Consider the following 24,892-nt stretch of genomic DNA (forward strand, 5'->3'; position numbering starts at 1 on the left):
TCGTCGTCGAAGTCGTCGAGGGCGCCTAGCGGCGCTTCTTGACGATCTTCTCCTGCTCGATCTCGTCAGCGGCGACCTGTTCGGCGCTTGCGACGAGCGGAGTTCCGTCGTTCTTGAGGTACGTCTTCACGAAGGCGTCGACACCGTCGGCCATGGCCTTCAGCGTGTCGTCTTCGAGCTTTCCGCTGTCGCGGAGGAGGCCGAGGACGTCGGTGTTGCGCTCGAGGTACTCGAGGAGCTCGCGCTCGAAGCGCAGCACCTCGTCGACCGGGACGAGGTCAAGCTTGCCGTTGGTGCCGGCCCAGATCGCGACGACCTGCTGCTCGACGGGGTACGGCGAGTACTGCGGCTGCTTGAGGAGCTCGGTGAGGCGTGCGCCACGCTCGAGCTGCTTGCGCGTCGTCGCATCGAGGTCGGACGCGAACATCGCGAATGCCTGCTGCGAGCGGTACTGGGCGAGCTCGAGCTTGAGCGTTCCCGAGACCTTCTTGATGTGCTTCTGCTGCGCGTCGCCGCCGACTCGTGAGACGGAGATTCCGACGTCGACCGCGGGACGCTGGTTGGCGTTGAAGAGGTCGGACTGCAGGAAGATCTGGCCGTCGGTGATCGAGATCACGTTGGTCGGGATGTACGCGGAGACGTCGTTGGCCTTCGTCTCGATGATCGGAAGACCGGTCATCGAGCCTGCACCCATCGCGTCGGAGAGCTTCGCGCAACGCTCGAGCAGACGGGAGTGCAGGTAGAACACGTCACCCGGGTAGGCCTCGCGGCCCGGCGGGCGGCGCAGGAGGAGCGAGACGGCGCGGTAGGCCTCAGCCTGCTTCGACAGGTCGTCGAACACGATGAGGACGTGCTTGCCCTCGTACATCCACTGCTGGCCGATGGCCGAACCGGTGTACGGGGCGAGGTACTTGAAGCCTGCGGGGTCGGACGCGGGAGACGCGACGATCGTCGTGTACTCCATTGCTCCGGCGTCTTCCAGCGCGCCCTTGACGGAGGCGATGGTCGAGCCCTTCTGGCCGACGGCGACGTAGATGCAGCGAACCTGCTTGTTGACGTCGCCCGACTCCCAGTTGGCCTTCTGGTTGATGATGGCGTCGATCGCGATGGCCGTCTTGCCGGTCTGGCGGTCGCCGATGATCAGCTGGCGCTGGCCACGGCCGACGGGGATCATCGCGTCGATGGCCTTGATGCCGGTTTCGAGCGGCTCGTGCACCGACTTGCGGTCCATGACGCCCGGTGCCTGGAGCTCGAGGGCGCGGCGACCCGAGGTGGCGATCTCGCCGAGTCCGTCGATCGCGTTCCCGAGCGGGTCGACGACGCGGCCGAGGTAGCCGTCGCCGACTGGGACGGAGAGCACTTCGCCGGTGCGGCGGACTTCCATGCCCTCGACGATGCCCTGGAACTCGCCGAGGACGATGACGCCGATGCTGCTCTCGTCGAGGTTCTGGGCGAGGCCGAGCGTTCCGTCGGCGAAGGTGATGAGCTCGTTGGCCATGACGCCAGGGAGACCCTCGACGTGCGCGATGCCGTCCGAGGCGTCAACCACGGTGCCGACCTCGGTCGCCGTGGCGCCTTCCGGACGGTATGAGGAAGCGAACTGCTGAAGCGCGTCGCGGATCTCATCCGGATTGATTGTGAGTTCTGACATGTTCTTCCCTTGTCGTCCGGGGCCTCGCCCCGAGAGTTTCAGTGCGTGAGGCTCAGGCGAGCTGCAGGCGGAGGTTGTTGAGTCGAGCGGCCACGCTGTCGTCGATCACGTCATCGCCAAGCTGCACGCGCAGGCCGCCGATGATCTTCGGGTCGATGACCGTGGTGACGGAGACGCGCCGGTTGAACCGACGGGTCAGTCCCGCCTCGAGCTTCGCGAGCTGCTCGGGCGCGAGCGGACTCGCCACCGTGACGGTTGCGACCGAGCGGCCTGCCTGGTCGGCGACAACTTCGCCAGCCCAGGTGAGGAGGCGGCGCGTGCGGCGACCGAGCGGGTTGCCCACGAGCTCGCGAAGGATCAGCAGGCTGGGCGCGCTGATCTTGCCCGCGAAGAGGCGCTCGATGAGCTGCGACTTGACAGCCGAGTCCCCGAGGCGCGACCCGAGCGTGAGCTCGAGCTCCGGGTTTGCGCTGATCGTGTCAGCGACCGTGGTGAGCTCGGCCGCGATGACCGACTGCGCTCCTGCGGTCTGGGCCGTGGCACGGACTGCGAGTTCCTGCAGGCCGAGCGCGAACTCATGGTTGCTCGACCAGGTCTGGCTGACAGCGTCCTGGAGGAGCTGCAGCGCACGCGGGCCGAGGTGCGATCCGAAGACCGTCCCTGCGAGCTCGCGCCTGGCGCTGACGTCGGCGGCGGGGTTGGACAGTGCTGCGAGGAGGTGCTGGTTGGCACCCGCTGCGTTGACCGCGGCGAACACCTGCTCAGCATCTCCAAGCTCTGCCTGGCCCCAGCCGTCGACGCTGTTCTTGAGGGCTGCCAGTGCGTGTCTGGTCGCGCTTCCCATCAGCTGTGCGTTCCTGCCTTCTGGTCGTTGTCGAGCTCGCTCAGGAACCGGTCGACGTAAGCCGTCGAGCGGCTGTCCTCGCGCAGGCTCTCTCCGACGACGCCGGAGGCGAGGTCGAGTGCAAGCGTGCCCACCTCGGCGCGGAGCGAGACGATCGCCGTCTGGCGCTCCGCCTCGATCTGGGCCTTTGCGGAAGCGGTCATGCGGTCGAGCTCAGCCTGCGTCTCGGCCTTCTTCTGGACCTTGATCTGATCTGCGTCGACGCGAGCCTGCTCGCGGATCTCCGCGGCTTCGGTTCGCGCGGCGGCGAGAAGCTTCTCGTTCTCGTCGCGCTTGGCAGCGGCCTCGGCCTGGGCGATCTCCGCCTTGCGGATGCCGCCCTCGATCTGCGCCTCGCGCTCGTCGAGCACCTTGCGCAGCGCCGGGATGGCGAATTTCCAGAAGAAGAATCCGAGCACAACGAAGACGACCGCCGACCAGACGATGTCATACGTAGCGGGAAGAAGGACGTTGCCGCCTTCCTCCGCTGCGAGCGTCGACGTAGCCGCCGACAGTGCGAAAGTGCTCATGTGCGGACCCGCTTACTGGAAGATGAAGAACGTTGCGACGCCGATGAAGGCGAGCAGCTCGGTGAAGGCGATACCGAGGAACATGGTGACCTGGAGGCGGCCAGCCATCTCGGGCTGACGTGCCATGGCCTCGACGGTCTTGCCGGCGACGATACCGATGCCGATGCCGGGGCCGATTGCAGAGAGGCCGTAGCCGACGGTAGCGATGTTGCCGGAGATCTCGGCGAGCGTGGTGGTTTCCACAGGGGTTTCCTTCCGTATGGGTGGTGAAGCAGGTTGCTTCGCGTGAGTCAGGTGGGTCTTAGTGGCTCTTGGCAGCGGCCTGCTGGATGAAGACCGCGGTCAGGAGCGTGAACACGAAGGCCTGGAGGACCGCCGCGAGGATCTCGACGAGCGTCATGACGAAGCCGCCGAGCAGTGTGGGGATGCCGAACAGCATGTCGAGCGGACCGCCAGGGCCCTGCAGCGAGTACTGGATGACAAAGAAGTTCGTCGCGCTGAACGTGAGGACGAGCAGCAGGTGGCCGACCATCATGTTGAGGAAGAGTCGCAGCGCGAGCGAGACGGGGCGCACGATGAAGATGTTGATGAACTCGATCGGCGTCAGCAGGATGTACATCGGCCACGGCACACCGCTCGGGAACAATGCGTTCTTGAAGAACGTCCCGGGGCCCGCCTCGCGGAAGCCCGCGTAGATGAAGGCGATGTACGACACGACGGCCAGCACGAGCGGCATGCCGATCAGCGAGGTTCCGGCGATGTTCAGGCCTGGGATGATGCCCGTGATGTTCATGGCGAAGATGCCGAAGAACATCGCGGCGAGCAGCGGCAGGTACTTGTGTCCGAGCTTCTCACCCAAGATGCCGTCAGCGATCTGCGACTTGACGAAGCCGATGGCGATCTCGGCGAGCGACTGCCCCTTGCCGGGGATGACCTTCGGGCTGCGGAGAGCAAGCCAGAAGAGGAGGAGCAGGACCGCGATGGCGAGGAGCCTCACGAGGATGATGCGGTTCAGTTCGAACGGCGTGCCAGCGAACGCCACTGCCTCGAGGAAGAACTCGTGGTCGAGCGACGGCGGGTGGAAGATGCTGTTGTCCTCCGCGGCAGCGATGAAAACTGGCAGATTCAGGGCTGAGGCGAACAGAGCACTCTCCTGTCTCGGGGCGCAGCTGTCTTTGCTGCGCTTCGATGAGTTCGGGCGGGTGAGCACACGAGAAGGACCCCTTCTCGGCGCACCTGGATCAGCCTATCAAGAAATCCCCAGGCAGGAGTGCACTTCGGGCCTCCTGAGCCAACTTTTCTACTATTTGTCGTCGCCGGGCAGTCGCACGTCGCTGACGTTGCCCATCCGCCCGCGCACAACGCAGACGACGTCGACGACGACTGTCGCGATGACAGCCACGACGAGGCATAGCCAGAGTGTGAAGAGGTGCACGATCGGCAGGTCCCTGATGAGGAACAGGGCCCCGAGGAACACGATGAACTTGAGGATCCAGGCGCCGAGGATGGTCGCCATGAAGAAGATCTGGTCGAGGTGCGACGCCAGGATGACGGAGACGACCGTGATGCCCGTGAAGAGCAGCGTGATGGCAGCGGCGAAGAGCGCGCTCCACAGGCCGTTGATCCCGACGGCGAAGAAGCCAGCGGCACCGCCGACGACGGCGACCGCGATGGCGACCACGACGGACCACTTCAGGATGCTCTTGAAGATGGGCACGGAGGTGGGGGTCGTAGAGGAGTTCATGCGTCCATTCCGGATTCGGGTGCTGCCTTGAGCAGCGAGGCGTGTGCATCGGCGAGCTCGTCGTGGGCGTTCTCGCCCGGAGCCTTCTGCGCGTGGCGCTCCCGCGACTTGCGCCTGCTGAGCGGCGCGATGGTCACCAGCGTGCAGAGGACGAAGCCGATGACGACGAAGCCGATGACGAGTCCGATTGGGATCGAGATGAGGTCGGCTGCGAACGCCATGAGCGCGCCCACGGACACGACAGCCGTCCAGGAGTAGAAGACGACGACCGCCCACCTCTGGGAGTGGCCCATGTCGAGCAGGCGGTGGTGGAGGTGCTTGCGGTCGGCGGTGAAGGGCGACTTGCCGGCCCTCATCCGTCGGAACACGGCGAGGGAGAAATCGAGAAGCGGCACGATGAGCACGGCGAACGGGATGATCATGGGCAGGAACGCGGGCCAGAGCTCGGTGCGGCTGATCGTCTGCGGGTCGACCTCGCCGGTGACCGCCACGGCGCTGGCCGCCATCAGCAGGCCCACGAGGAGCGCTCCCCCGTCGCCCATGAACATCTTCGACGGGTACCAGTTCAGAACCAGGAAGCCGAGGCAGATGCCGATGACGATCGCCGAGAGCAGCGCGCCCATCGTGAAGCGCCCCGTCTGACCCGCGAATTCGCTGAGCACGTAGCTGTAGACCAGGAAGACGCCGTTCGCGATGATCGCGACTCCGGCGACGAGCCCGTCGAGTCCGTCGATGAAGTTGACGGCGTTCATCACCAGGACGACGGCGAGCACCGTGATGGCGATCGACATCCACTGGGAGCCGACCGTGATGCCTCCGATCGGGAGCGAGGTGATCGCGACGCCCTGCCAGGCGAGGAGGATGGCGGCGAGGATCTGGCCGGCGAGCTTCGTCATCCAGTCGAGGTCGATGAAGTCGTCGATCACGCCGATCAGGACGATGAGGGACGCTGCGCCGACGAGGGCCCAGACTCGCCCCGGCTGTTCGAAGACGAGCGAGAAGAACGGTATCTGCGAGGCCGCGGCGAGCGCGAGCAGCATGCCGACGAACATCGCGACGCCGCCGAGCCTCGGCTTGGGCGTCGTGTGGACGTCCCTGTCGCGGACAGGCGGGTACCACTTGTAGCGCATCGCGAGTCGCCAGACCACGTAGACGAGCACGAGCGTGACAAGCGCCGTGCCGACCACGAGGGCGAGGTAGATCCGCACGCTAGGACTCGTGCCCCGTCGACGACTTCGGCTCTGCTTCGCCTGCTGGCTCCGGATCCGGGGCATCGACCGGCGCGAGCTTGTCGCCGAGCACCTCTTCGATGAGCTCGCGGGAGAGCGCACCCTGTCGGACGATGCGCGCGGGCTCACCCCGGGTCAACGGGGTCGCGTCCACGATCGTGGAGGCCTCGCCTCCGGCCGGGCCGCCGTCGAGGAACACTCCGACGACCTCGCCGAGGGCGTCGAGGGCCTCCTGCACCGTCGTCGCCGCCGCCTTGCCGTGCTTGTTGGCGCTCGAGACCGCGAGTGGGCCCGTCTCCTTGAGCAGCTCGCGTGCGAGACGGCTGTCGGGGATGCGCAGGGCGACCGTCCCGTTCGTCTCGCCGAGGTCCCACTGCAACGAGCCCCTCGCCTGAAGGATGACCGTGAGCGGGCCGGGTGCGAAGCGCTCGAAGAGCTGCCGCGCGAGCGGGTGCACGTTCTCGGCGAGCGCGTCGAGCGTCTCGTGGTTCGCCACGAGCACCGGCGGCGGAGTCGCGCGCGTGCGCCCCTTGGCGTCCAGCAGACGCTGGACGGCCGATGCCGAGAAGGCGTCGGCTGCGATGCCGTACACCGTGTCGGTCGGCATGACGATGACCTCGCCGCTCGCGATGGCCGTGCGTGCCGCGCGGACCGCTGCCAGGAGGTCGAGTGAGTCTGTGGTGGCGTAGATCTGTCCCATTCTTCGTCACATGATAGTCGGCTGGTCGCATCCACCCTCGCCAGACGCGGAGCGCACGGCGGATGTGAGGCGATCCCTGCCGGTGAGGTCCTGACGGGTGGCGGCATCGACGAAGCCGGCGTCGGCGAAGATCTGCCTGATCTCGGCCCCCTGGGAGTCCTCGTGCTCGACGACGAGCACGCCGCCTCGTGCGAGCGCGGCGGACGACCACGTGGCGAGCTCTCGGATGAAGTCGAGGCCGTCGGCTCCGGAGTAGAGCGCCTCTTCGGGGTCGTGCCGCCAGACCTCGCGACTCTCCGGCCGGTTCGCGGCGGGCACGTACGGCGGGTTGGAGACGACGAGATCGAGCGAGCCGGGCGGCACGACCGAGAAGGCGCGCTCGGCGTCTCCGAAGAACACGTCGACGTGCCCGTCCCCGAACGCTTTGACGTTCGCCCGAAGCCAGGGCCAGGCTGCACTCGAACGCTCGATCGCCGTCATGCGGATGCGACCGTGTGCGCGAGCAACGCCGAGCGCCACCGCCCCGCTGCCGGAGCCGACGTCGATGCCCGTCAGCTGGCCGATACTGGAGCTCGGATCCTGCCCGAGCAGGGCGACGGCGGCGGTCACGAGCGATTCCGTCTCGGGCCGCGGGACGAAGACCCCTGGGCCGACGGCAAGCTCCATGTCGAGGAAGGGCGCCACGCCGAGAACGTGCTGGAGGGGCTCCCGACGCGCTCGTCTCGCCGTCGCCGCCCCCACCTCCCGTGCTTCCATGACCGACAGCTCTCTGCCCAGCAGCGAGCGCATCTGCACCTCGCCGCGCGAGATGCCGAGCACACCGGCGAGCAGCAGGTCGGCCTCGACGCCGCTGTCGGCTATGCCAGCGGCCTTCAGCTGTTCGCGAACCAGCTTTCTCTGCGCGTCTACGTGCAAGATCATGGAGAGAGTCTCCCGCACATTGACTCGCAGCGTCATGCACAGCACTCGCGCGCGAGATGATTGGGACGATTGACGCGGGCGAACGCTGCCAGCGACACCCACGAAGTTCACACAGCATCCCAGAAGGGCACGAAGTGACTGGAAAGATCTACAACGACATCACCGAGGTCGTCGGCCGCACCCCGCTCGTCAAGCTCGGTCGTATCAATGAGACCGGCGCGAACATCTTCGCGAAGCTCGAGTTCTTCGGACCCGGGTCGTCGGTGAAGGACCGCCTCGGTCTCGGCATCATCCGCGCAGCTGAGCAGAGTGGCGAGCTGCAGCCGGGTGGCACCATCGTCGAGGGCACCTCGGGGAACACCGGCATCGCGCTCGCGATGCTCGGCGCGTCGCGCGGCTACCGTGTCATCCTCGCCATGCCCGAGACCATGTCCATCGAACGCCGCCAGCTGCTCAAGGCGTTCGGCGCCGAGCTCGTCCTCACGCCGGGCCCCGAGGGCATGCGTGGCGCCGTCGCACGCGCGAAGCAGATCGTCGACGAGACGCCAGGCGCGATCCTCGCTCGGCAGTTCGAGAACGAGGCGAACGTCCAGATCCACCGCGAGACCACTGCCGAGGAGATCTGGGCAGACACGGACGGCGAGATCGACATCTTCGTCGCCGGTGTCGGCACGGGCGGAACGATCTCCGGCGTCGGCCAGGTGCTCAAGGAGCGCAAGCCCGAGGTCAAGATCGTCGCCGTCGAGCCGAAGGACTCACCCCTGCTCACGGAGGGCAAGGCCGGCCCCCACAAGATCCAGGGCCTCGGCGCGAACTTCGTGCCCGACGTCCTCGACCGCGATGTCATCGACGAGGTCCTCGACGCGACCCTCGAGGACAGCATCCGCGTCTCCCGAGCGCTGACCTCGACCGAGGGCATCTTCAGCGGCATCTCGAGCGGAGCGAACCTCTGGGCAGCTCTCGAGATCGCGAAGCGTCCCGAGAATGCCGGGAAGAACATCGTGGTGATCATCTGCGACACCGGCGAGCGCTACCTCTCGACCGTGCTCTTCGACGACCTCCGCGACTAGCGAGTGGCACTGGCAACACCACGTCGAACGCCGGCACCGCAAGGTGTCGGCGTTTGGCGTCGGGTCCGGGAGGACATCGCCGCGACGCGCAGGAACGACCCGGCGGCCCGCTCCAAGGCCGAGATCGTGATCAACTACTCGGGGATGCACGCGCTCTGGCTGCACCGCATCGCCCACCGCCTGTGGATGCGCGCTGACACGAAGCTGCTCGCGCGCACGCTCTCGCAGTTCAATCGCTTCGCAACCGGTGTCGAGATCCACCCGGGCGCGCAGATCGGACGCCGCGTCGTCATCGACCACGGCATGGGGATCGTCATCGGCGAGACCGCAGTCGTCGGAGACGACGTGCTCATCTACCACGGCGTCACGCTCGGCGGCACGTCCGGCCACCGTGTGAAGCGGCACCCCACCGTGGGCAGCCGGGTACTCATCGGCGCCGGCGCGAAGCTCCTCGGCAACATCACGATCGGTGACGACTCGCGGATCGGCGCGAACGCCGTGGTGACGCGGGACGCGCCAGCCAACTCGGTGCTCACGGGCGTGCCAGCGCGCGTCCGTCAGCGCACTCCCGCCGAGCAGGACCTCGTCGGATACTACGAGATCTAAAAGATCTCAAGGCCTGGGCCACAGACAGCGAAACGGCGGCCAGCAGTGCTGGCCGCCGTTTCAGTGCGTCGTGGGCGTCGGCCTCAGTCGTCGCTGCCGGAGAGGGCAGCGAGACGAGCCTCCTCGTCGGCGGCGATCGCAGACTGGATGACGGGCCCGAGGGCCCCGTTCATCACATGGTCGAGGTTGTACGCCTTGTAGCCGGTGCGGTGGTCGGCGATGCGGTTCTCCGGGAAGTTGTACGTGCGGATGCGCTCCGAACGGTCCATCGTGCGGATCTGCCCGGATCGCGCCTCGGACTCAGCTGCCGCGATCTGCTCCTGCTGGTGGGCGAGGAGCCTCGCGAGCAGCACGCGCATACCGGCTGCGCGGTTCTGGATCTGACTCTTCTCGTTCTGCATCGACACGACGATTCCCGTGGGGATGTGGGTGATGCGCACGGCGGAGTCGGTCGTGTTGACCGACTGGCCTCCTGGGCCGGACGAACGGAAGACGTCGATCTTGAGGTCGTTGGGGCTGACCTCGATCTCTTCCGGCTCGTCGACCTCCGGGAACACGAGCACGCCCGTTGTCGAGGTGTGGATGCGCCCCTGCGACTCGGTCGCGGGGACGCGCTGCACGCGGTGCACGCCACCCTCGTACTTGAGACTCGCCCAGACTCCGAGCGCCGGGTCGTTGGCGTTGCCCTTGATCGCGACCTGCACGTCCTTGAAGCCCCCGAGGTCGCTCTCCGTCGAGGAGATCATCTCGGTCTTCCAGCCGCGCTGCTCCGCGTAGTGCGAGTACATGCGGAGGAGGTCGGCCGCGAAGAGCGCCGATTCCTCGCCGCCTTCACCGCCCTTGATCTCCATGATGACGTCACGTCCGTCGTCGGGGTCGCGCGGAATGAGGAGTCGCCGCAGCTTCTCCTGCGCGACACGCAGGTTCTCTTCAAGCACGGGGACTTCGTCGGCGAACGACTGGTCCTCCTTGGCGAGTTCCCTGGCGGCCTCGAGGTCATCCTCGAGCTCGGCTCGGGAGGCGTCAGCTGCGAGGATCTGCGCGAGCTGGGCGTACCGGCGGTTGACCTTCTTCGCGCGCGCCGGGTTGGCGTGCAGCTCCGGGTCGGCCAGCTGCTCTTGCAAGTCCTCGTGCTCCGCTCGAAGCTGCCGAACGGAGTCGGCCATCTCGTGTCTGGCCATGACTATGCCTTGGCGGCGCGGATGGGCTGCTTCGCGACAGAGGCGAGGAACTCCGCGTTGGTGCTCGTGCCTGCCACGCGGGCGAGCACTGCCTCGAGCAGCAGGAGCGGGTCGCCGCCGGTGAGGGCGCGCCGGATGCTCCAGGTCGCCTCGACTTCCTGCTGCGTGAGCAGCTGCTCCTCGCGGAGCGTCTGGGAGTGCGAGATGTCGATGGCGGGGAACACGCGCTTGTCGGCGATGTCGCGGGACAGGCGCAGCTCCATGTTGCCCGTGCCGGCGAAGGACTCGAGGATCGTGTCTTCCGTCTTGGAGCCGGTGCCGATCATCGCCGTCGCGAGGATCGTGAGCGAGCCGCCGTTCTCGACGTTCTTGGCGGAGCCGAAGAAGCGGCGAACCGGGGTCAGCGCCGAGGCGTCCACGCCGCCAGGCAGGATGCGACCGGATGCGGGAGCCGCGAGGTTGTAGGCCCGGCACAGCTGGGTCACGCCGTCGAGCAGCACGACCACGTCGTGGCCAAGCTCGACGAGGCGCTTCGCCCGCTCGATGGCGAGCTCCGCGACGGTGGTCTGGTCGTCGGCTGGGAGGTCGAATGTGGCCGCGACGACCTCGCCCTGGATGGTGCGCTGCATGTGCGTCACCTCTTCCGGACGCTCGTCGATGAGGACGACCATGAGGTGCACGTCAGGGCTGTTCTTCGCGACTGCGGCGGCGACCTGCTCCAGCACGATGGACTTGCCAGACTTCGGCGGTGCGACGATGAGGCCGCGGGTCCCCTTGCCGATGGGGGCGAAGAGGTCCATGAGGCGAGTGGCGACGCGGTCCTCGCTCGTCTCGAGGCGCAGCCGCTCCTGCGGGTACAGGGCGGTCAGCGAGTCGAAGTCTGGACGCTGGCGCGGCTCTTCCGGCGACTGGCCGTTGATGGCGTCGAAGCGCACGATGGCGTTGAACTTCTGCCGGCCGTGCTGGTTCTCGCCCTCGCGCGGCTGGCGGATTGCGCCGACGACGGCGTCGCCCTTGCGCAGCTGGTACTTCTTGACCTGCGCGAGCGAGACGTAGACGTCGTTCGGGCCCGGCAGGTAGCCGCTCGTGCGCACGAACGCGTAGTTGTCGAGCACGTCGAGGATGCCGGCGATGGGCAGGAGCACGTCGTCCGCTGCGATCTCGGGCTCGGTGTCTTCCGCCCCGCCGCGTCCGCGCTTGCGATCGCGGTAGCGACCTCCGCGGCCACGACGCTGCTCGTCCGTCTCGTCGTCAGCGGGCGTGTCCTGTGCCTGCTGGCCCTCGGCGCGGCCCTGCGCCTGGTCCCCGCCGCGTCCGCGTGAGCGACCGCGCTGACGGCGCCCGCCCTGCTGCTCGTCATCCTGAGTGTCGCCGTTGGACTCAGCGGGCAGCTCGTCCTGCTTGGCGGCGGGCTCCGCAGTGTCGGTGCTCTGCTCGGTGTCGTTGGTGCGACCACGACGGCCACGGCCACGGCCGCGCTTCCGCTGGCCCGCGCGTCCCTGATCCTCGTCGCGAGCCTCGTCCTGCTCGGAGGCCTCGCCGCGTGCGGGCGGGAGGACGAGGTCGTCGAGCGACAGCTCGGGAGCCGCGGGGGCGACCGGTGCGGTCGCTTCCTGGGCCGCGGAGTCATCGATGGCGACGGGCGTTTCCTCGTCGGTGAGCGGAGCCGACTCGACCTGGGTGTCAGCCTCGGGCGCGGCAGCGGCTTCGACCGGTGCGGCGACCGCTTCGGCGACGTCAGCCTCGACCGGCGCGGCATCCGCCTGGGCGGCGTCGGCCTCGACGGCCGGTGCCCCGGGAGCCGCGCTTGCTCGGGCGGTCTCGATGGCGTCGATGAGCGCGCCCTTGCGCAGGCTCCGAGCGCCACGGATCTGCAGACCGGCGGCAAGCGCCTGGAGGTCCGCGACCTTCATGGAAGTGAGCGGAGCTTCCTGCTCCGCGGTGGGTGTTGTGTCAGTCATCTGCTGTGAGTCCTTACCTCTACCGCGTTCTGCGGTGTTCAGATCGAGCGAGCGGGACTTCTCACACACTCTGAACCACATCGACAGAAATCGAGGGGGGTGCGTACTCCGCTGCTCGGAGAGTTGAAGCTGTCGCGCTGTGCCTACACCGAGAGTGTGGCCGCGTCGCCCGACAGCACCTCCACTGTAGCACCGAGGAAATCAACGGCAGGCATGATGGCGCTCCACTCGGTCTGCGTGTTGGCCTCCGCGACCGCCGCCGCGCGGAGCCGCTGCTCGGGGCTCTCGCACAGCACGAGCACGCTCGGGCCCGCGCCGGAGACCACTGCGGGCAGGCCTGCGGCCCGCAGCTCGGCGACGAGGCCGCTCGTGAAGGGCATGGCGGATGCGCGGTAGCTCTGGTGGAGGCGGTCTTCCGTCGCCTCGAAGAGCAGCTCTGGGCTCTGGACGAGTGCGGCGACGAGCAGGGCGGAGCGAGAGAGGTTGAAGATCGCGTCGGCGTGCGGGACGCTCTCGGGCTGGAGGCTGCGGGCGAGCTTGGTGGACATCGTCTCGGTCGGGATCAGGACGGTCGGCGACACACCGCGATGCACGAGCAGCTGCTTCGAACGGGGCCCGTTCTCACCGACCCAGGCGATCGTCAGACCACCGAAGAGGCACGGCGCGACGTTGTCAGGGTGGCCCTCGAGCTCGGTTGCGAATCGCAGGAGCGTGTCCGCGTCGAGCTCCACCTCGTTGGACACGAGCGCGGCAGCGGCCATGACGCCGGAGACGATCGCGGCGCCAGACGACCCCATGCCCCGTCCGTGCGGGATCGTGTTGACGGCGCGGATGCGCAGACCGGGCAGCTCGTAGCCGAGGCCGGTGAGCGTGTGCTCGATCGACTGGACCACGAGGTGCGAGGCGTCGCGGGGCACGCTCTCAGCGCCGACGCCTTCCACGTCGATCTCGAGGACGCCAGCCGGCGCGCTCTCGACGACGAGCGTGTCGTAGACGGCAAGCGCGAGCCCGAGCGTGTCGAAGCCCGGTCCGAGGTTGGCGCTCGTCGCGGGGACCTTGACTTCGACGCGACGCGCCTGTTCGACCTGCTTCATGCTGCGACTCCTAGGCAGAGGACTGTTGCGATGTGAGTGATATCGGCGGGCACCGAGGCCACTGCGTGGCGATCGGTGGCGTCGGTGGGCCGTTGGCTAGAGCGCGCCCTCGACACGGAGGACTCCCGTGACGCGACGCGAGGCTTCGTGGGCGGCCAGGGCCTCGGCCAACGCCGAGAGGGCTCGCTCGGTCGCGGCGTGCGTGCCGATGACGAGGGTTGCCCCGCCTTCGGCCGATTCGGCGGAGGGGCCGGCGGGCGCACCATCCTGGGTGCCGGCACTGCGCTGCTCGAGTGTCGAGACCGAGACGCCGAAGTCGCTGAAGACCTTCGCGATCTCCGCGAGCACGCCAGGACGGTCGTGCACTTCGAGGATGATCTGGTACCGGGTCGTGATCTCGCCGACTTCGAGCACCGGCAGGTCCGCGTGCGTCGACTCTCCCAGGCCGGGGCCGCCGTTGACGCGGCGTCTGGCGGAGGAGACGAGGTCGCCGAGGACGGCCGAGGCGGTCTCCACTCCCCCGGCGCCAGCACCGTAGAACATGAGGTCGCCGGCTGCCTGCGCCTGCACGAAGACGGCGTTGTTCCCGCCGTGCACCGAGGCAAGCGGGTGCTGCTCGTCGACGAGCGCAGGGTACACACGTGCCGAGATGCCGTCGACGCCGTCGGAGCCCGTCACGCGCTCGCAGATGGCGAGGAGCTTGACCACGAAGCCAGCCGCCTTCGCTCGCTCGATCTGCTCGATGGTGATCTCCGTGATGCCCTCGCGGTGCACGAGCTCGACGGGGACTTCGGTGTGGAAGGCGATGGACGCCAGGATGGCCGCCTTCTGCTGCGCGTCGTAGCCCCCGATGTCGGCCGTCGGGTCCGCTTCCGCGTAGCCGAGCTCCGTCGCGATGCGCAGAGCCTCCTCCAGGGAGTCGCCCCTGGTGTGCATCCGGTCGAGGATGAAGTTGGTCGTGCCGTTCACGATGCCCAGGATGCGCTCGACCCTGTCCCCGGCGAGGCTGTCGCGGAGCGGGCGGATGATCGGGATGGCGCCAGCCACGGCGGCCTCGTACGTGAGCTGCGCGCCGACCCGGCGGGCCTGGTCGAACAGCTCGGGCCCATGCGCCGCGACGAGCGCCTTGTTGGCCGTGACGACGTCGGCGCCCGTGGACAGCGCAAGCGAGATGAGGTGCTTCGCCGGGTCGATGCCGCCCATGAGCTCGATGACGATGTCCGAGCCAAGGATGAGGCGCTCGGCGTCGTCGGTGAACAGCTCCTTGGGCAGGTCGACGTCGCGTTTCGCGTCGACGTTGCGCACTGCGATGCCGGTGAGCAGGAGCGGGGCCCCCACCCTGGCCGCGAGTTCCTCGGCGTTCTCGAGCAGGATGCGGGCGACCTGCGAGCCGACGGATCCCGCGCCAAGCAGGGCGACACGGATGGGTCGGTTCTGGTTCATCGGTTCTCCTCGGTTACGGGCGCTCATCGGTCACGGCAGCTGCGAGTCCCGCGTCCCTGGCAAGCAGGTCGGTCACGGACTCGGCACGGATCAGCGTGCGCGTCTCGCCGTCGCGAACTGCGACGACGGCCGGTCGGCCGATCATGTTGTAGTTGCTCGAGAGCGACCAGCAGTAGGCGCCGGTCGCTGGCACGGCGACGAGGTCGCCGGGGGCGACATCGCTCGGGAGATAGTCTGCCAGAACGACGATGTCGCCGGATTCGCAGTGTTTTCCAACGACACGAACGAGCGCTGGCCCCGCAGCGGACGCCCGCGACGCGAGGCGAACGCTGTACTCGGCCTCGTAGAGCGCCGCCCTGACGTTGTCGCTCATACCGCCGTCCACGGAGACGTAGAGGCGGTCGGCGGTGCCTCCGGCGTCGAGTGGGACGCGGACGTTCTTCGTCGTGCCCACCTCGTAGAGCGCCGTGCCGGCCGGTCCGATGATGGTGCGGCCCGGTTCGAACGCCATGTTCGGGACGGCGATGCCCAGCCGCGAGCAGGCGTCCGCGACATGGGAGGCGATGTGGGAGGCCATCGTGCGGATGTCGGTCGGCGTCTCGCGGGGCAGGTAGGCGATCCCGTACCCGCCGCCGAGGTTCAGTTCGGGCACCGGCCCGCCGTCGAGCAGGCGCGCGTGCACCGCGACGAGGCGGTCTGCCGCCTCCCCGAACCCGTCGGCGTCGAAGATCTGCGAGCCGATGTGCGAGTGCAGCCCGAGGAACTCGAGCGAGTCGTGCTCCCGGATGCGCGCGACGAATGCGTCCACCTCGTCGAGTGGGATGCCGAACTTCTGGTCTTCGCGACTCGTGGCGAGGAACTCGTGCGTCGAGGCGTGCACGCCGGAGTTGACGCGAACGCGCACGGGCTGGCTCACCCCCGCAGCGGCAGCGGCGGCGGCGACACGATCGAGCTCCTGCGTGCTGTCCAGCACGATCCCGCCGATGCCGGCAGCGACGGCGAGGCCGATCTCTCTGGTCGACTTGTTGTTCCCGTGGAAGCCGATCAGCGCGGGCGGCGCGCCGGCCGCCAGTGCCAGCGCCAGCTCGCCCTCGCTGCACACGTCGATCGCGCAGCCGGCCTCGAGCATCCACCTCACGACGTCGGCACTCAGGAACGCCTTGCCCGCGTAATAGACCTTCGCCGAGACCCCGAGTGGCGAGAAGGCGTCGGCGAATGCCGCGACGGTCTCACTGGCCCTCGCTCGCGCGTCCGCCTCGTCCACGACGTAGAGCGGCGTGCCGAACTGCTCGGCGAGCGCACGGACATCCGCACCCGCGATCGACACCGCACCGTCTTCCGCACGGTTCGCGTTCCTCGACCAGACGTGGGCCTCGAGCGCGTTCAGATCGCTCGGCACTTCGAGGTCAGCCGGGGCAAGCGGATTCGCTCCGGTCGGGTGGACGGTTTGGGGTTCGCGGAGAGCTTCAGGCACCAGAGCATGCTATCCGCTGCCCTCTCGACGGAACAGGTCGTCGGTGCCGACACGCAGGGCTACAGGCAGTCGGCCACTGCGGGGAGCTCGTCGAGCCTTGCACCGTCGACCTGCCAGGAGAACGTGATCGCATCACTGGAGACGCCCGCGTCGGTGACCGTGGCCTCGAGCTGCGAGTCCGCGCACGTCGGCACCTCGACCTTGTCGTTCGATCCGAAGGGAATGCTCGTGCCGAAGAGGGTCATGCTGCTGTCGTTCGTCACGAACAGCTTGCCGTCGGCGGTCTCGTACCCGAGCTCCGACTCGACCTTGACCTGGAACTCACCGGTGCCGCTCACGGCCTCGATGTTGATGACATCGTCGCCATAGCTGATCGTCGTCTCGTAGGACTCGGTGTCGATCTCGCTCTCCTCGCCCTGCAGTGCGGCCGGGACGCCATCGAGGACGTCGGTCGCCACCGAGAGATCGACGGCCGTGGCATCGACCTGGCCCTCCAGCGAGGCGTCGATGCCCCTGAGGTCGATGCCGACCGTGATCCCTCCGTCGCCCACCGATGTCAGGGTGGCGTGCTCGATCTTCCCGGTGAGCACCTGAGCGAGCACGCTGAAGCCGTCCACCGCGACCGTGTACTCGGTCGGGGCTGACGCCTCCGCGTAGTTGTCGATGACGATCTTGCTCGCCTGCTCTTCGAGCGCGCTCGTGACGTTCGCCCGGGCCGCGAACTCGCCGATGACCAGGCCGCCCGCGATCACCACGACTCCGACGCCCGTCCACAGCCACCACTGCGCGTACCAGGGCCGGGACCTCTTGCCCTGCGGAGGCTGTCCGCCTTGCCATGCACCCGGCTGCTGGCCGTGCGGTGGCTGTCCGCCCGCCACGGCGACCTGCTGGCCGTATCCACTCCCCTGCGGCTGGCCGAACGGACGCTGTGGAGGCTGCCCGTAGGCGGGGCCGTTGGGTGGTTGACCGTAGCCGGGCTGCTGAGGCTGCTGAGGCTGCTGAGGCTGCTGGGGCTGCTGGGGCTGCTGACCGTCCCCCGGGCGCTGCTGACCGAAGCCCGGCTGGGAAGGCTGACCGTAGCCGGGCTGCTGCTGGCCCTGGCCCGGCTGCGGCTGACCGAAACCGGGCTGCTGAGGCTGCTGACCGTACCCCGGCTGCTGCTGGCCCCGACCGGGCTCCTGCCCGAAGCCCTGTCCGTTCGGCGGCATGCTCATCACAGTTCTCCAGTTCCTCGGCGGCTGGGCCGGCGACGCGCTGAGGGCGAGCCGTTGAGCCGTCGAGCCCAGGGTGGCCTCGTCGGCACGGACCCCATCGTCTCAGCTCGAAACTAGTCGCGACAGGTGGAGAACTCCCCGGAATCCGGGATCTCGGCCGTGAGCGCGATGTTTCTGGCCTCAACGCCGACGGTGAGCATTCCCTCGGCGATACGCAGTTCGGACACGTGCAGGCCAGCAGGCAGGTAGTCGGCCGTGCAGATCGGCACGGCGAACTCGTCGATGTCCGGCAGCGCCTGCGTGAGCGCCTGCCCGAACGCGCTGCCGGAGACCTCGACGTTCGTCGGGTCGATGATCACCTCACCGTCGACGAGCCGCAGCTCGGCGTCCACCGTGAGCATGCCGCTGAGCCCCAGGAAGGACACCGTGGATGCATACGACAGCTCGTCGTCACCGAGCGTGAGCGATGCGTCCGTTCCCGGCAGGACCGCAACACCTTCGAGCGTCGCCTCGGGAACGTCGAGGGTGCCCGTGAGCATCTCCGTCCGCATGCCGTCGAAGATGTGGACGCCGTACGCGTCGACGCTCGCCGCCAGGTTCAGTCCGAACGCTGTCAGCTCACCGGCCGACACCGTGACGTGACTCGCTCGACCGGAGGCGAGCTGCCAGAGCGTCGAGAAGCCGTGCACGCGGGCTTCGACGTCACCGTCGACCCCGGGAGGAAGCGAGTCCTGCACATGCTGCGCGATCCGGTCCTGCGCGACGAGGCGCACGCCGACATCGAGCCCGACCAGGAGCAGCAGGGCGCCGAGCGCCCACAACCCGGTCTTCACCCAGCGGCGCATCCTCCGCCTCCGCTGCGGCCGCGGAACCTGTCCGGGGCCGAGCGGCGGCTCAGCGGAGATGACCGGCGTCACGCGGAACTCACATTCGCTCTGGCGCGGAGACCCCGAGCATCGTGAGCGCAGAGCGCAGGACCGTGCTCGTGGCGTCGTTCAGCCAGAGGCGTGTGCGGTGAAGGTCGGTGATCTCGTCGTCGCCGCGCGGAATGACGCGACAGTTGTCGTACCAACGGTGGTACAGCCCGGCGAGCTCCTCCGCGTATCGTGCGACACGGTGCGGCTCACGCAGCTCGGCGGCTGCTGCCACGACGCGCGGGAAGTCCTGGAGCGCGCCGAGCAGCGCGGACTCGGACTCGTGGTCGAGGAGGGACGGCTCGAAGACCGAGCGGTCGACACCGGACTCCGCCGCGTTGCGCCCGACGGCGCACGTGCGAGCATGCGCGTACTGCACGTAGTAGACGGGGTTGTCGTTCGTGCGCTGCGCGAGCACATCGAGGTCGATGTCGAGGGTCGAGTTGGCGGATGAACGCACAAGCGCGTACCGGCCCGCATCCACCCCCACGGCGTCGACGAGGTCGTCGAGCGTGACGATCGTGCCTGCGCGCTTCGACATGCGCACGGGCTCGCCGTCCTTCACGAGGTTCACCATCTGTCCGATGAGGATCTGCAGGTTGACGCCTGGCTGGTCGCCGAACGCCGCGACCATCGCCATCATGCGGGCGACGTACCCGTGGTGGTCGGCACCGAGCATGATGATGCACTGATCGAAGCCCCGCTCGCGCTTGTCGAGGTAGTAGCCGATGTCACCGGCCATGTAGGTCGGGCTGCCGTTCGAGCGCACGACGACGCGGTCCTTGTCGTCGCCGTACTCCGTCGTGCGCAGCCACTGCGCGCCGTCCTGCTCGAAGATCTGGCCCTGCTGGCGCAGACGCTCGATGGCGCGTCCCACGGCGCCGGACTCGTGCACCGAGTCCTCATGGAAGAAGACGTCGAAGTCGACACCGAAGTCGTGGAGCTTCTGCTTGATCTCGCCGAACATCTGCTCGACGCCCTTCGAACGGAAGACTTCCTGCTGCGCGTCGCGGTCGAGCTCGGCGAGCCCGTCGCCGTAGGCGGCCGCCACCTGTCCCGCGATGTCGGAGATGTACGCGCCGCCGTAGCCGTCCTCCGGCGTGTCCTCGCCGAGGTACGCAGCGAGCAGCGAGCGGGCGAAGCGGTCGATCTGCGCGCCGTGATCGTTGAAGTAGTACTCGCGCGTCACATCAGCGCCGGCAGCGATGAGCACGCGGGCCAGGGAGTCGCCGACCGCAGCCCAGCGGACGCCGCCCATGTGGATGGGGCCGGTCGGGTTGGCGGACACGAACTCCAGGTTGATCTTGACACCGGCGAGCGAGTCGCCGTCGCCGTACGCCGGACCGGCGTCGACGATGAGCTTCGCCAGCGAACCAGCCGTGGCCGTGTCGAGCGTGATGTTGATGAAGCCGGGGCCGGCGACCTCGGCGCTCGCCACCTGCGCATCGAGGACAAGCTGCTCGACGATGCTCGCGGCCAGCTCACGCGGGTTCGTTCCGACACGCTTCGCGAGGCGCATCGCGACGTTCGAGGCCCAGTCACCGTGGTCGCGGTTCCGCGGTCGCTCGAGCACGATGTCCGTCTCGGGGACGGTGATGCCCGCCGCACCCTCGAGAGGTGCGAGCGCGGCGTTGACAGCGGTGGTGAGAGCCGTGACGAGAGCTGGAGAAGTCATAGACCACCCATCCTAGAGCCGCGCGGGCCGCCCCGTCGGCGCGCGAGCGCGCCCGCGTCAGCCCAGTTGGACCCGCTCGGTCCAGTCCTCCAAGATGACCTCGCTCGAGGTCGCGTTGACGTGGAGCTTCGAGAGGCGCAGGTTCGCGATCGTGTTGCTCAGGAACGCGGTGTCGGCGGCATCCCGTCCGCTCGCGATGCGCTGCATGAGGCGGCGCGGCGCCAGGTGGGTGGCATCCACGACGTACCAGGCTCCGTCGACGAGCACCTCGACGACGGCGTGGAAGTCCATGGGCACCAGGCCGGGAGCGTAGACGGACACGAGGCGTGCCGGCAGGTCGTTGGCGCGCAGGAACGCGATCGTCAGGTGCGCGAAGTCACGGCAGACTCCCTGGCGCTTCAGGAACGTGTCTCGCGCACCGTCGGTCGGCGCGCTGGAGCCAGGCACGTAGCTGATGTTCCTCGAGACCCAGTCGACGACTGCATCCACGAGCTCGAAGCCCTGCTTGCCGCGGAACATGGACCGTGCCGTCGGTCCGAGCAGGTCGGATTCGGCGTAGCGAGACGGGCGACGGAACTGGATGAGATCGAGCTCTTCCGGCTCGTTCGGCTGCGCCCGGTCGAGCACGGTCGCGCTGTACCGCATCTCGATGTGCTTCGCGGAGGTCGTCACGCGGTGCAACCTGCACTCGGAGCGATCAACGGATTCGATGACGTCGAGCGGTTGCCCGTCGCCGGTGATCGTGAACGACTCGTTCTCGAGGTTCGCCAGCGTGTGGGCCGCGATCGAGAACACGAGGTCGGCTTCCCCGTCGAGTTCGAGGTCAATGGCAGATTCGATCTTTCGCATCACCAGCGGATTGTGTCACGCTCGCGTAGCCTTCGAGCACAAGTGTGTGCGGCCTCGCAGGGTGGCACCTGGGTCCTCTCGCTCCCTGTTAGTATGGGCTCCGCGTTGCGAACTTCGGCATCGCGTTCGCCTCCGTAGCTCAGTGGATAGAGCGCCGGTTTCCGGTACCGTAGGTCGCAGGTTCGACTCCTGTCGGGGGCACGTCTCGATGTCGCGAGGCATCACGAAGGGTCCGGTTCTGCATCGCAGAGCCGGACCCTTCTGCATGGGCTCACCTCCGGAAGCGCGAATGTCTGCGCCGCAGGTCGTCAATTTGAGGGCGAAGTCCGGACGAGCGCCTGCGCTGAACGCCGAGTTTCTGGGTTTCCCAGCTGCGTCGACCAAGTGACCGGCGTCGATTCGCCCTCGAATTGACAGTGTCGGTCGCGAGGGCCTCCCTTCCGCGGCGCTCCGCCTGGCTCGGCCACGACGGCGCGCCCAGCCGGGCGCGACTCGCCACCGTTGACAGCCGTCGCGACGCGGGGCTACGGTCAGCACTACCTCGACGAGGGGAGGCAAGGATGCCCACCTACACGTACGGATGCGACAACTCGCATCGATTTGACGAGGTGCACACGATGAGCTCTGTGCCCGATGCATCCGCCTGCCCCGATTGCGGCGGCCCGGCCCGACGTCGCCCCGCCGCCCCGCACCTCTCTGCCGCCGGCTCGTCCACCTACGGCCTCATCGATGCCGCCACGAAGTCCGCACACGAGCCGCAGGTCGTGAGCTCGCTTCCGGGGACACCCCGTCGACCTGGTGCCGGCGTCACCCGCAATCCGCTCCACGCGAAGCTGCCACGACACTGACGTCGTGGGGCTCGCACCAACGAAAGGACCGCCCCATGCCAGACGTGCTGTTTCCCCTCGACTCGTCGAAGAAGTTCGAGGACCAGGAGAAGATCGGCCACAACCGATGGCACCCGGAGATCCCGCCGGTTGCCACCGTGAAGCCAGGAGACGAGTTCCGGGTCGACTGCCGCGAGTGGTTCGACGGCGCGATCGTCAACGACGATTCTGCCGAGGACATCCTGAACGCACCACTCCTCACGGTGCACAAGCTCAGTGGCCCATTCCGCGTCGAGGGCGCGAAGCCGGGTGACCTGCTCATCGTCGACATCCTCGACGTCGGTCCCATCCCGCAGGAGAAGGGCCCGCTCGCAGGGCAGGGCTGGGGCTACACCGGCATCTTCGCCAAGCAGAACGGCGGCGGCTTCCTCACCGACCAGTTCCCGGACGCGTACAAGGCGATCTGGGACTTCAGCGGACAGACCGCGACGTCCCGCCACGTGCCGGGAGTGTCCTTCACGGGGCTCATCCACCCGGGGCTCATGGGGACGGCGCCGTCGGCGGAGCTGCTCTCGAGGTGGAACGCCCGGGAGGGGAAGCTCATCGCGACCGACCCGACTCGCGTGCCCCCGCTCGCACTGCCGCCCGAGCCGCAGTTCGCGGTGCTCGGCTCGCTGCCCGACTCGGAGTTCGACCGCGTCGCGGGCGAAGCCGCCAGGACCGCGCCCCCTCGCGAGAACGGCGGCAACCAGGACATCAAGAACCTCTCGAAGGGCACCCGCATCTTCTACCCCGTCTTCGTGGACGGGGCGAACCTCTCGATGGGCGACCTGCACTTCTCACAGGGCGACGGTGAGATCACCTTCTGCGGAGCCATCGAGATGGGCGGGTTCATGGATGTGCGGGTCGATGTCATCAAGGACGGCATGGACACCTACGGCGTCTCCGAGAACGCGATCTTCATGCCAGGCAACGTCGAGCCGAACTACAGCGAGTGGATCGCGTTCAGCGGCACGTCCGTGACGCTCGACGGCGAGCAGCGCTACCTGGACTCGCATCTCTCCTACCAGCGCGCGTGCCTGCACGCCATCGACTACCTCACGAAGTTCGGCTACGCCCCCGAGCAGGCCTACCTGCTGCTCGGCTCGGCACCCATCGAGGGCCGGTTGTCCGGCGTCGTCGACATTCCCAACTCCTGTTCAACGGTGTACCTGCCGACCGCGATCTTCGACTTCGACGTTCGCCCCTCCGCAAGCGGGCCGCACCAGATCGACCCGGGCATGGGGGCGCCGAGGGCCGTCGCCTCCTGAGAGACCTGCTGCATCACCTGGGGCCGCGGGTGGACGCGTGTGGCGCGCCTGCCCGCTGGCCTCTACAATCTCGTGTGCCTTCAGAGACCCCAGACGAGACGCCAACGGCGACGCCCGACGATGCGACCATCGCGAGCAGCGCTCCGGAGCGCATCGGCGAAGCCGACCTCGCGACGACCCTGCGGGTGCTCGAGCAGCTGTCCGCGTACGACCGCGAGGACCCGGACTTCATCACCGTGCGCCGAGCGACAGCCCAGTTCTTCAAGGACGTGAAGCGCGTGGGACGTGCCGCGAAGCGGCAGCGCATCGCAGACGCCGACAAGGCGGTCGTCGCGGCGACCGCGACCGGCGCGCCCGATCGCATCGACGACGAGACGCGCGGTATCCCGATCTCCACCTCGACGACGACCCCGACCGCGGGCGAGCTCCTCAAGCCACGCGCCTGCTACATCTGCAAGCAGCCGTACACGGTCGTCGATGCGTTCTACCACCAGCTCTGCCCCGAGTGCGCCGCGTTCAGCCACTCGAAGCGGGATGCACGAGCCGACCTCACGGGCAAGCGCGCGCTGCTCACGGGCGGTCGCGCGAAGATCGGCATGTACATCGCGCTGCGCCTCCTGCGCGACGGTGCGCACACGACGATCACGACGCGCTTCCCGCGCGACGCCGTGCGCCGCTTCTCGGCGCTGCCCGATTCCGCCGAGTGGATCGACCGGCTGAAGATCGTCGGCATCGATCTCCGCGACCCCGCTCAGGTCATGGGACTCGCAGATTCGGTCACCGCAGCGGGGCCGCTCGACATCCTCATCAACAACGCGGCACAGACCGTGCGCCGCTCCCCCGGCGCCTACGCACCGCTCGTGGAGGCTGAGCTGGCACCGCTGCCGGACGGCCCGCTCCCGGAACTCGTGACGTTCGGGCACACCAACGACGCGCATCCGCTCGCCCTCGCGGAGTCGGTTGCGGCGCACCCGATTCTCTCGTCGGCTGCCGGTCGCACCGCCGAGGAGCTCAGCGCCGACGCGATGGCCGCTGGTTCCTCATCGCTCGAGCGCCTCGCGGCCGGCACCGCGATCGACGCCGGCGGACTCGTGCCGGACGAGCTGCACATCAACTCCTGGACCCAGCACGTCGACCAGGTCGAGCCCATCGAGATGCTCGAGGTCCAGCTCGCCAACATGACCGCCCCGTTCCTGCTGGTCAGCAAGCTGCGCGGCGCGCTCAGGGCATCGTCGGCCAGGCGGACCTACATCGTCAACGTCTCCGCGATGGAGGGCGTGTTCGGTCGCGGCTACAAGGGCCCAGGTCATCCGCACACGAACATGGCGAAGGCCGCACTCAACATGCTCACGCGCACAAGCGCGCGGGAGATGTTCGAGAGCGACCGCATCCTCATGACCGCCGTGGACACGGGCTGGATCACGGACGAGCGGCCGCACTTCACCAAGGTCCGGCTCGCCGAGGAGGGCTTCCACGCTCCGCTCGATCTGGTCGACGGAGCCGCGCGCGTCTACGACCCGATCGTTCGGGGCGAGACCGGCGAGGACCTGTTCGGCGTCTTCCTGAAGGACTACAGGCCAGGCTCCTGGTAGTCGGCGGGGCTGGCGTTCACCCCG

General features: G+C 68.1%; 23 protein-coding genes and 1 tRNA gene. 6 read left to right on the forward strand and 18 right to left on the reverse strand.

The annotated features are described in order from the left end of the window. Positions 1 to 25 precede the first annotated feature (25 nt). From atpA to prmC, 9 genes are all read right to left on the reverse strand, one after another. The gene (gene atpA / locus C5C17_RS11330; RefSeq protein WP_104253479.1) at positions 26 to 1,651 is read right to left on the reverse strand and encodes a F0F1 ATP synthase subunit alpha; all 1,626 of its coding nucleotides are present in this window, start codon (positions 1,649 to 1,651) and stop codon (positions 26 to 28) included. A gap of 52 nt (positions 1,652 to 1,703) precedes the next feature. Then, a complete protein-coding gene (locus tag C5C17_RS11335) occupies positions 1,704 to 2,495 on the reverse strand; it encodes a F0F1 ATP synthase subunit delta (protein WP_104253480.1) in 792 nt (263 codons plus the stop codon). Beyond that, entirely contained in the window at positions 2,495 to 3,064 is a 570-nt protein-coding gene (locus C5C17_RS11340; protein ID WP_104253481.1) for a F0F1 ATP synthase subunit B, read from the reverse strand. Before C5C17_RS11340 ends, C5C17_RS11335 begins: the two co-directional genes overlap by 1 nt. 12 nt (positions 3,065 to 3,076) lie before the next feature. Then, a complete protein-coding gene (gene atpE, locus C5C17_RS11345; RefSeq protein ID WP_104241494.1) occupies positions 3,077 to 3,307 on the reverse strand; it encodes an ATP synthase F0 subunit C in 231 nt (76 codons plus the stop codon). A 58-nt stretch (positions 3,308 to 3,365) separates the two neighbouring features. After that, positions 3,366 to 4,193: a F0F1 ATP synthase subunit A gene (gene atpB, locus C5C17_RS11350; protein ID WP_104253858.1), complete on the reverse strand. Its 828-nt coding sequence runs from the start codon at positions 4,191 to 4,193 to the stop codon at positions 3,366 to 3,368. A gap of 174 nt (positions 4,194 to 4,367) precedes the next feature. After that, positions 4,368 to 4,808: a hypothetical protein gene (locus C5C17_RS11355; RefSeq protein ID WP_104253482.1), complete on the reverse strand. Its 441-nt coding sequence runs from the start codon at positions 4,806 to 4,808 to the stop codon at positions 4,368 to 4,370. Further along, a complete protein-coding gene (locus tag C5C17_RS11360; RefSeq protein ID WP_104253483.1) occupies positions 4,805 to 6,016 on the reverse strand; it encodes an MraY family glycosyltransferase in 1,212 nt (403 codons plus the stop codon). Before C5C17_RS11360 ends, C5C17_RS11355 begins: the two co-directional genes overlap by 4 nt. A 1-nt stretch (position 6,017) precedes the next feature. Further along, positions 6,018 to 6,737 (reverse strand): L-threonylcarbamoyladenylate synthase, encoded by a 720-nt coding sequence (locus C5C17_RS11365; RefSeq protein ID WP_104253484.1) that lies wholly within the window; start codon positions 6,735 to 6,737, stop codon positions 6,018 to 6,020. 6 nt (positions 6,738 to 6,743) lie between these two features. Further along, complete coding sequence (prmC, locus tag C5C17_RS11370; protein WP_181028561.1) at positions 6,744 to 7,658, reverse strand: peptide chain release factor N(5)-glutamine methyltransferase; 915 nt, start codon at positions 7,656 to 7,658, stop codon at positions 6,744 to 6,746. Between the two features lie 134 nt (positions 7,659 to 7,792). Here prmC and cysK point away from each other — a divergent pair, with 134 nt between their 5' ends. Further along, entirely contained in the window at positions 7,793 to 8,728 is a 936-nt protein-coding gene (cysK, locus tag C5C17_RS11375; protein ID WP_244295926.1) for a cysteine synthase A, read from the forward strand. A gap of 9 nt (positions 8,729 to 8,737) precedes the next feature. Beyond that, positions 8,738 to 9,334, forward strand: a complete 597-nt coding sequence (cysE, locus tag C5C17_RS11380) for a serine O-acetyltransferase (protein WP_104253859.1) — start codon at positions 8,738 to 8,740, stop codon at positions 9,332 to 9,334. 83 nt (positions 9,335 to 9,417) lie between these two features. Here cysE and prfA read toward each other — a convergent pair whose 3' ends face one another. From prfA to C5C17_RS11425, 9 genes are all read right to left on the reverse strand, one after another. Further along, complete coding sequence (gene prfA / locus C5C17_RS11385) at positions 9,418 to 10,500, reverse strand: peptide chain release factor 1 (protein ID WP_104253860.1); 1,083 nt, start codon at positions 10,498 to 10,500, stop codon at positions 9,418 to 9,420. A gap of 17 nt (positions 10,501 to 10,517) precedes the next feature. Next, entirely contained in the window at positions 10,518 to 12,476 is a 1,959-nt protein-coding gene (gene rho / locus C5C17_RS11390; RefSeq protein ID WP_104253487.1) for a transcription termination factor Rho, read from the reverse strand. A 143-nt stretch (positions 12,477 to 12,619) separates the two neighbouring features. Next, entirely contained in the window at positions 12,620 to 13,570 is a 951-nt protein-coding gene (thrB, locus tag C5C17_RS11395; RefSeq protein WP_104253488.1) for a homoserine kinase, read from the reverse strand. A 96-nt stretch (positions 13,571 to 13,666) separates the two neighbouring features. Next, the gene (locus C5C17_RS11400; RefSeq protein ID WP_104253489.1) at positions 13,667 to 15,013 is read right to left on the reverse strand and encodes a homoserine dehydrogenase; all 1,347 of its coding nucleotides are present in this window, start codon (positions 15,011 to 15,013) and stop codon (positions 13,667 to 13,669) included. Between the two features lie 13 nt (positions 15,014 to 15,026). Then, positions 15,027 to 16,487 (reverse strand): diaminopimelate decarboxylase, encoded by a 1,461-nt coding sequence (gene lysA, locus C5C17_RS11405; RefSeq protein WP_104253490.1) that lies wholly within the window; start codon positions 16,485 to 16,487, stop codon positions 15,027 to 15,029. A 59-nt stretch (positions 16,488 to 16,546) separates the two neighbouring features. Further along, complete coding sequence (locus tag C5C17_RS18610) at positions 16,547 to 17,695, reverse strand: hypothetical protein (RefSeq protein WP_181028562.1); 1,149 nt, start codon at positions 17,693 to 17,695, stop codon at positions 16,547 to 16,549. A 119-nt stretch (positions 17,696 to 17,814) separates the two neighbouring features. Beyond that, entirely contained in the window at positions 17,815 to 18,618 is an 804-nt protein-coding gene (locus C5C17_RS11415) for a DUF2993 domain-containing protein (RefSeq protein WP_146079153.1), read from the reverse strand. A 7-nt stretch (positions 18,619 to 18,625) separates the two neighbouring features. Next, positions 18,626 to 20,290 (reverse strand): arginine--tRNA ligase, encoded by a 1,665-nt coding sequence (gene argS / locus C5C17_RS11420; protein ID WP_104253492.1) that lies wholly within the window; start codon positions 20,288 to 20,290, stop codon positions 18,626 to 18,628. A 57-nt stretch (positions 20,291 to 20,347) separates the two neighbouring features. Then, positions 20,348 to 21,139 (reverse strand): transglutaminase family protein, encoded by a 792-nt coding sequence (locus C5C17_RS11425; protein ID WP_181028563.1) that lies wholly within the window; start codon positions 21,137 to 21,139, stop codon positions 20,348 to 20,350. 128 nt (positions 21,140 to 21,267) lie between these two features. On the opposite strand from C5C17_RS11425, the gene C5C17_RS11430 reads away from it, so the two are divergent. The 4 genes from C5C17_RS11430 to C5C17_RS11445 all read left to right on the forward strand — a co-directional run bounded on the left by C5C17_RS11430 (position 21,268) and on the right by C5C17_RS11445 (position 24,868). Beyond that, positions 21,268 to 21,340, forward strand: a tRNA-Arg gene (locus C5C17_RS11430). Between the two features lie 359 nt (positions 21,341 to 21,699). Continuing rightward, positions 21,700 to 21,987 (forward strand): FmdB family zinc ribbon protein, encoded by a 288-nt coding sequence (locus tag C5C17_RS11435; RefSeq protein WP_104253494.1) that lies wholly within the window; start codon positions 21,700 to 21,702, stop codon positions 21,985 to 21,987. 35 nt (positions 21,988 to 22,022) lie between these two features. Then, positions 22,023 to 23,276 carry a formamidase gene (gene fmdA / locus C5C17_RS11440; protein WP_104253495.1) on the forward strand — a complete coding sequence of 418 codons (1,254 nt, stop codon included), beginning with the start codon at positions 22,023 to 22,025 and terminating at the stop codon, positions 23,274 to 23,276. Between the two features lie 74 nt (positions 23,277 to 23,350). Beyond that, complete coding sequence (locus C5C17_RS11445) at positions 23,351 to 24,868, forward strand: SDR family NAD(P)-dependent oxidoreductase (RefSeq protein WP_374953910.1); 1,518 nt, start codon at positions 23,351 to 23,353, stop codon at positions 24,866 to 24,868. Positions 24,869 to 24,892 lie beyond the last annotated feature (24 nt).

The sequence above is a fragment of the Pseudoclavibacter sp. RFBA6 genome, from assembly GCF_002931575.1.
Taxonomy (GTDB): Bacteria; Actinomycetota; Actinomycetes; order Actinomycetales; family Microbacteriaceae; genus Pseudoclavibacter; species Pseudoclavibacter terrae.